Below are 7,081 nucleotides of genomic sequence, written 5' to 3'. Positions count from 1 at the left end.
CGGTCAAAAGCCGCTTAAAAAACTTCCCTAAAACCATAGAATCTCCCACAGGGATGGCGTTGACCCTGCGGCTGCATCAACTCTGTGGGAGTTGGCTTGCCGGCGATGAGGCCCGTACAGGCGGCCTCAATGCCCAGCAGTCTTCGAAAACAGCTGAATCACCACCACCCCACCCACAATCATGGCCATCCCCAGCATCGCTGGCACATCCAGCTTCTGCCCATAGATCACCAGCGCTGCCACACTGATCAGCACAATCCCCAGCCCCGACCAGATGGCATAGGCGATCCCCACCGGAATGCTGCGCACCACCAGGGTCAGCATCCAGAAAGCAATGCCGTAACCAACCACCATCAGCAGCAACGGCACGGGCGTGTTCAAGCCTTTCACCGCTTTCATGGAAGCGGTGGCGATGACTTCGGCGCAGATGGCGATGGCGAGGTAGGTGTAGGCATTCATGGCGAGATCCTCCGTTAGCTGGCCGCAGATTCTAGTCCCACTCCGAATGGGGTAAAGTCATTACCTATCACTATGAGAGATAGGTCGATGGCCGAGCACTGGAACCTCGAACAGTTGCGTACTTTCCTGCGCGTTGCAGAACTGCGCTCGTTCTCTGCCGTGGCCCGCGAGCAGCGCAAGGCCCAGTCGGCAATCAGCAGCGCGATCGCCCTGCTCGAAACCGACCTGGGGGTAACCTTGTTCGAGCGCAGCAGTGGCCGGCAACCCAAGCTGACCGAGAACGGCAGCGCCCTGTTGGAAGATGCCCGCGAACTGTTGCGCCAATGCGAGCGCCTGGATGGCCGTGCGTTGGCGCTGATGCGCGGGCAGGAGGCGTTGTTGCGAGTCGCCCAGGACGAAGCCATGCCCTACCAGCCGGTCATCGACAGCCTCGACGAACTGGCCAGCCGCTACCCGTTCCTGGAGGTGCAGCTGGCCAGCGGTGCCCAGGGCGATGTGGCGCGCAAGCTGGTGGAGCGGCGCGCCGATCTTGGACTGTTCTTCCACCACGAGAGCATCCCGGCCTCGCTGGAGCGGCGCGCCTTGGGTAGCGTCGAAATGGTCACGGTATGCGCGGTCGGTCACCCGCTCGCCGGCGAAGGCCGGGTTACCCGGCAGCAACTGGCGCGCCACCGACAATTGCTGATTGCCCCGCAGCAAAGCGGCTACCCCGGCGGCGAAGCGATCAGCCCGCAGGTGTGGCGCGCCGACAGCTTCTACGCCATGGCCGAACTGCTGATGCGTGGCCTGGGATGGGCCTGGCTGCCGCGGCACGTGGTGCAGTACCCGACCTATCAGGCACACATGGTCGAACTGGACAGCGAGTGGCGGCCACCGGCCTTGGTGGTGGAGCTGGCCTGGCGCCGCGACGAGCCACTGGGGCCTGCCGCGCAGTGGCTGGCCGAGCGCTTTGCGGTGCACCTGCGCGCGATCGGGTAAACTCCGCAGCCATGAACAGAACTCTCTATACCTTGTTGTTTCACCTGGGCCTGCCGCTGGTTGCGCTGCGCCTGTACCTGCGCGCGCGCAAGGCGCCGGCCTATGGTCAACGCATTGGCGAGCGCTTTGCTTTCAGGCTGCCGGCCATGCGCAGGGGCGGCATCTGGGTGCACGCGGTATCGGTGGGCGAGAGCATTGCGGCGGCACCGATGGTGCGCGCCTTGCTCAAGGCCTACCCGGAAATGCCAATCACGCTTACCTGCATGACCCCGACCGGTTCCGAGCGCATTCGCGCCATGTTCGCCGACGAACCTCGCGTGCAGCATTGCTACCTGCCCTACGACCTGCCTTGGGCGGCAGGGCGCTTTCTCGATCATGTACAGCCGAAGTTGGGCATCATCATGGAAACCGAGCTGTGGCCCAACCACATCCACCAGTGTGCGAAGCGCGGCATTCCGGTAGCGCTGGCAAACGCACGCTTGTCTGAGCGCTCGGCCCGTGGCTATGGGCGCTTTGCCAGGCTGACCCGGCCGATGCTGGCCGAGATGAGCCTGATTGCCGTGCAGACCGAAACCGAGGCCCAGCGTTTTCGTGACCTGGGTGCGCGTCCGGAGTGCGTGCAGGTCACCGGTTCGATCAAGTTCGACCTGAAGATCGACGAGCAACTGTTGCCGCGTGCCAGGGCATTGCGTGAACAATGGGGGGCTGCACAGCGCCCGGTGTGGATCGCGGCCAGTACACATGAAGGCGAGGATGCGCTGATCCTGCAGGCGCACCGGCAGTTGCTGCAGGTGCATGGTGATGCCTTGCTGATCCTGGTGCCGCGCCACCCCGAGCGCTTCGCAGCGGTGCATGCGCTGTGCAGCGAACAGTTCACCACCGCGCGCCGCTCTGCCGGCACGCCGGTCGATGCGCAGACTCGCGTATTGCTCGGCGATACCATGGGCGAACTGCTGTTCCTCTATGCCCTGGCCGACATTGCCTTCGTCGGTGGCAGCCTGGTGGCGACCGGCGGGCACAACCCGCTGGAGCCCGCGGCGCTGGCCTTGCCGGTACTGATGGGGCCGCATGTGTTCAACTTCCTTGAAATCAGCGCGATGCTGCGCGAGGCGGGGGCGTTGCAGCAGGTGGATGATGCCGACGGGCTGGCCGAAGCGGTGCGGCGGCTGGTCGAGTTGCCGCAGGATGCACAGCGCATGGGCGAGGCGGGCAGGGCGGTAATGCGGGCCAATCAAGGGGCTTTGCAGCGGTTGCTCGATGGGCTGGGTGCCTTGATCCGTTGATTTCCGACATATCCACTCAAATGCCCATTCTAGAGTGGATATGATTAATTTTAGTCATTCTTTCCTACGACACTAGGTATAACTTCCTACATTGAATTTTTCGTCGATAGGAAATTTCCTACGAATATTGCTTTAAAGTCAGAAGTGTCCCACGCATCTGTCGGAGCCTTGTAGGACGCTTGTCCTATTGCTTCAGGCTAGTATCGCCTCATGTTCAGTTTTTATATGAGGTGGCGTGGTGCCTGATTTGACTTGTGGGTGTAATACCAGCGCTATTGAAAGTGGGCTGGTCTGTCTGATCACGCTGGCGCGTTATCATGATATAGCCGTCTCTGCCGAGCAGTTGCAGCACGACCATGCACCGGCGGGTGAGCGATTCTCGACTGGCGCAATACTCCGGGCATTTCAGCAACTAGGTCTCAAGGCCAAGCATTGCAGCATCGATCCGAATCGGCTTAAGCATGCGCCATTGCCTGCCATTGCCGTGGATACGCGTGGTGAGTATTTCATCATCGCTCGCGCGGAAGGTGAGCAGGTTCTGGTGCAAGACCCAGGTTCCCGTGCACCGCAAGCGCTGACCTCGGCAGAACTTGCCATGCGCTGGTCGGGAGAACTCATTCTGGTTCGCTCCGATGCCCAGTTGCCGCATGGGCTGTCGCGTTTCGATCTGACCTGGTTCATTCCAGCCGTGGTGAAGTACAGGCGGCTATTTGGCGAAGTGCTTGTTGTCTCCTTGGTCATTCAGATATTGGCGTTGCTGACACCTCTGTTCTTCCAAGTGGTAATGGACAAAGTACTGGTGCATCGTGGGTTGACCACACTGGATGTTATCGCCCTGGGCTTGTTGGTCGTGGTTCTATTTGAAACATTGCTGAGTGGTTTGCGTACTTATGTGGCAGCTCATACAGCGTCAAGGATTGATGTCGAACTAGGTGCAAGACTGTTCAGGCACTTGATCGATCTTCCCGCCGCCTACTTTCAGGCCAGGCGAGTCGGTGATTCGGTTGCCCGAGTACGCGAACTGGAGAACATCAGAAGTTTCCTGACCAACAACAGTATCACGCTGTTGCTAGATGTAGTGTTCACGGTGGTCTTCATCGCTGTCATGTTCCTTTATAGCGGTTGGTTGACGTTGGTGGTCGTCGGCTCATTGCCTCTATATTTTCTCGTATCCTTGGTCGTTACCCCACTGCTACGGGCGCGGATCGACCAGAGTTTCCAGCGCGGCGCCGAGAATCAAGCATTTCTGGTGGAGGCGGTGAACGGCATCGATACGCTGAAGTCGATGGCCGTGGAACCGCAGATTACCCGGCGCTGGAACAATCAGTTGGCTGCTTATGTATCGGCCAGCTTCAAGACCCAGAACCTTTCCAACCTCGCGAATGAGAGCGTAGGCCTGATCGGCAAGCTGGTCACGGTCGCCACGTTGTGGCTGGGTGCCCGCCTAGTCATCGATGGCGAACTCACGGTGGGCGAACTGATCGCCTTCAACATGCTGGCAGGGCGCGTCTCGCAACCCATTATCCGGCTGGCTCAACTCTGGACCAGCTTCCAGCAGACAGGCGTATCGATTCAACGCCTGGGCGACATTCTCAACACCCGTACCGAGGTCAACCAGGGCAAGGGTACGGTGCTGCCAGCACTAGCCGGGCAGATCGAGCTCGATCGTGTGTGTTTTCGCTACCGGCCGGACGGGGGCGAAGTCGTGCGCGATGTCAGCCTGAAGATTGCTGCCGGAGAAGTGGTTGGCATTGTAGGTCGCTCGGGGTCAGGCAAGAGTACGCTGACACGCCTGATCCAGAGGTTGTACTCACCCGAGCGGGGGCGGGTATTGCTCGACGGTGCTGACTTGGCGGTAGCCGATGTGGCTTCACTGCGTCGGCAGATCGGTGTGGTGCTACAGGAGAACGTGCTTTTTCGGCGCACCGTGCGCGAGAACATCGCCCTTGGCAACCCGGCGGCACCGCTTGAAGAGGTCATCGCCGCAGCGACGCTGGCGGGGGCCCACGAGTTCATCCTCGAATTGCCGGATGGCTATGAAACCTTGGTCGGCGAGCACGGTGCCAGCCTGTCAGGTGGCCAGCGACAGCGCATTGCCATCGCCCGGGCGCTGTTCGGCAACCCACGCATCCTGATTTTCGACGAGGCCACCAGCGCGCTGGACTATGAGTCCGAACGGATCATCCAGCAGAACATGGCGCGGATCTGCGCGCAGCGCACGGTGATCATAATTGCCCATCGGCTTTCGGCTGTACGCCACGCCGACCGCATCGTGGTCATGGAGCGCGGGCAGATCATCGAGCAAGGGCCTCATGACGAGTTGGTGGGCAAGCCACAAGGCACCTACGCCTATCTGTATCGGCTGCAGCTTGGGGCTGCCGTATGAGCACGGCCTTCAAGGAGCTTTTCGAGCGCTATCGGGAAGCGTGGCGAGGGGCCTGGCGACAGCGCCGACGCATGGATGGCCCCATCCGTGAGCCGGATGAGCTGGCCTTTTTGCCTGCGGCACTGTCCCTGCAGGAAACACCAGTACATCCCTTGCCGCGCTACCTGCAGTGGAGCCTGCTGACGTTCATCGGGCTGGCGCTTGTCTGGGCTTGCATCGGTGAGATCGACGTCGTTGCCAGTGCCGAGGGCAAGATCGTACCCAGCGGCAGGAGCAAGCTGATTCAGGCCAGCGAGGTCGCGGTGGTGCAGGCGATCCATGTCGTCGATGGCCAGGCAGTGCGCAAAGGCGATGCGTTGGTCGAGCTGGAAGGGCAGTTGACCGAGGCCGATGTAAAGCGCTTGGGTAGCGAACTGCTGGCGGCGCGGATCGATCAGGCACGAGCCAGCACACTGCTGAGTGCGCTGGACGGCGATGACGCGCCTGCTTCCCTGGCATCACTGATACCGCAGGCCACGGCCGCGCAGCAGGCAAGCGCGCAACGCTGGCTGGAAGGGCAGTACCTCGAGCTTCAAGCCACGTTGGAGCAGGCTGATGCCGAAATCGGTCAACGCGCTGCCGAAATCCGTTCTGCCCAGGGCCGGGCTGACGCGCTCCGGCAACTGCTGGTTATCACCCGCCAACTGACGGCGGATTACAAGCTTTTGTTCAGTGAATCGGCCGTGGCCAAGCACACCTACCTGGAAAAGGAACAGGCCCGCCTGGAGCAAGAGCGCGAACTGGCACTCCAGCGCTCACGCATCGACGAGTTGAACGCTGCACGGCTTGCCGCTCAGCACCGTCGTAGCGGTGCCATTGCCCAGCTGCGCAGAGCCATGCTCGATCTTCACGGTGATGCGCAGCGGCGCATTGCAACCCTTGAACAAGAATTGAACAAGGCCGAGCAGCGCCATCGCCTCAAGGTCCTGACATCACCCGTTGACGGTACCGTCCAGCAATTGGCCATCCATACCCAAGGTGGTGTGGTTACACCCGCGCAGACATTGATGGTCATTGTGCCAACGGGCCAGCCGGTGGAAGTGGAAGTGAAAGTCGAGAACAAGGATATCGGCTTTGTGTATCCGGGGCAGCCGGTGGAAGTGAAAGTCGAGACGTTCACGTTTACCAAGTACGGGGTTGTGCCTGGTGTAGTTCAGAGCATTTCACATGACGCCATTGAGGACGAGCGGCGGGGCTTGGTCTATAGCGCTCGGGTCCAATTGTGTAAGGAAACGTTGCGCATAGGGGAAAAGGATATGCCGTTGACAGCGGGAATGTCTGTGCGTGCGGAAGTAATTGTAGATAGGCGGAAAGTTATAAGTTATTTCCTGAGCCCGCTGCAGCAGCATATGAATGAAAGTCTAGTGGAGCGATAAAAATGAGTTCGGAGCGAGCGCAAAAAAAAGGCGGCTGGATAATGCTATACGAGATTGTATGGAATGCACTTAGAGTTAGTGTGGCAGTCGCTTTATGTATTCCTGCTGGTTGTGCGGGGCTGGCTTTCGGATATGTCATGCTCAGTGGAAAACCAAGGCCAATTGCACCATCTGAGGACAGGCAAAGTATTGTGAAGATCGAATGTGGGTGGGATAAGCTAGATAAATGGAATGAAATAGCTTTGCAATCCAAGAATTTCTTGAAGTCTAATGAAAAATAGGGGGTGTGACGAGGCTAAGCCATTCTGATATAGAACTTGCGAGGGTCTTGCTGAAAAATGAAGGCCTGTCGGCGATGTACCCTGCGCAATAATTTTGGCTGCTATAGCAGGTTTTCATGCTGTTGGATTCATGGGTTCAGATACTTTCGGAGCTAGGGGCAGGATATCCGTGCTGTGCGAAAGAAATTTCGAAGTCGCTTATGATTTGTCTGAGGCGCAGTTGGCCTAGGGATGGTCTGAAGTAGCCCCTGTTTTCCGGCTACTTCGCCATCGACACTT

6 protein-coding genes are annotated in these 7,081 nt (G+C 59.4%); 5 read left to right on the top strand and 1 reads right to left on the bottom strand.

Annotated features, from left to right (window positions below):
* Nucleotides 1-126: 126 nt before the first annotated feature.
* On the bottom strand, nt 127-459 hold the full coding sequence (locus MJ643_RS29930; RefSeq protein WP_013974468.1) for a multidrug efflux SMR transporter: 333 nt from the start codon (nt 457-459) through the stop codon (nt 127-129).
* 87 nt (nt 460-546) lie between these two features.
* Here MJ643_RS29930 and MJ643_RS29925 point away from each other — a divergent pair, with 87 nt between their 5' ends.
* From MJ643_RS29925 to MJ643_RS29905, 5 genes are all read left to right on the top strand, one after another.
* Nucleotides 547-1,437, top strand: coding sequence for a LysR family transcriptional regulator (locus MJ643_RS29925; protein ID WP_013974467.1), 891 nt, complete (start codon nt 547-549; stop codon nt 1,435-1,437).
* 11 nt (nt 1,438-1,448) lie between these two features.
* Entirely contained in the window at nt 1,449-2,720 is a 1,272-nt protein-coding gene (waaA, locus tag MJ643_RS29920; RefSeq protein ID WP_013974466.1) for a lipid IV(A) 3-deoxy-D-manno-octulosonic acid transferase, read from the top strand.
* 238 nt (nt 2,721-2,958) lie between these two features.
* Nucleotides 2,959-5,106, top strand: coding sequence for a type I secretion system permease/ATPase (locus MJ643_RS29915; RefSeq protein WP_049798477.1), 2,148 nt, complete (start codon nt 2,959-2,961; stop codon nt 5,104-5,106).
* Entirely contained in the window at nt 5,103-6,521 is a 1,419-nt protein-coding gene (locus MJ643_RS29910) for an HlyD family type I secretion periplasmic adaptor subunit (RefSeq protein WP_013974464.1), read from the top strand. Before MJ643_RS29915 ends, MJ643_RS29910 begins: the two co-directional genes overlap by 4 nt.
* 2 nt (nt 6,522-6,523) lie before the next feature.
* Nucleotides 6,524-6,802, top strand: a complete 279-nt coding sequence (locus MJ643_RS29905; protein WP_169774650.1) for a hypothetical protein — start codon at nt 6,524-6,526, stop codon at nt 6,800-6,802.
* Nucleotides 6,803-7,081: the final 279 nt, after the last annotated feature.

The organism is Pseudomonas sp. PNPG3 (genome assembly GCF_023093815.1).
GTDB classification, from domain to species: Bacteria; Pseudomonadota; Gammaproteobacteria; order Pseudomonadales; family Pseudomonadaceae; genus Aquipseudomonas; species Aquipseudomonas asiatica.
The sequence above is the reverse complement of the archived record's forward strand: the minus strand, read 5'-3'. Positions and strand labels throughout refer to the sequence as shown.

What these genes read in the sequence shown, in the direction of transcription:
- MJ643_RS29930 (WP_013974468.1), bottom strand. Translation starts at nt 459, where the DNA reads ATGAATGCCTACACCTACCTCGCCATCGCCATCTGCGCCGAAGTCATC.
- MJ643_RS29925 (WP_013974467.1), top strand. Translation starts at nt 547, where the DNA reads ATGGCCGAGCACTGGAACCTCGAACAGTTGCGTACTTTCCTGCGCGTT.
- waaA (WP_013974466.1), top strand. Translation starts at nt 1,449, where the DNA reads ATGAACAGAACTCTCTATACCTTGTTGTTTCACCTGGGCCTGCCGCTG.
- MJ643_RS29910 (WP_013974464.1), top strand. Translation starts at nt 5,103, where the DNA reads ATGAGCACGGCCTTCAAGGAGCTTTTCGAGCGCTATCGGGAAGCGTGG.
- MJ643_RS29905 (WP_169774650.1), top strand. Translation starts at nt 6,524, where the DNA reads ATGAGTTCGGAGCGAGCGCAAAAAAAAGGCGGCTGGATAATGCTATAC.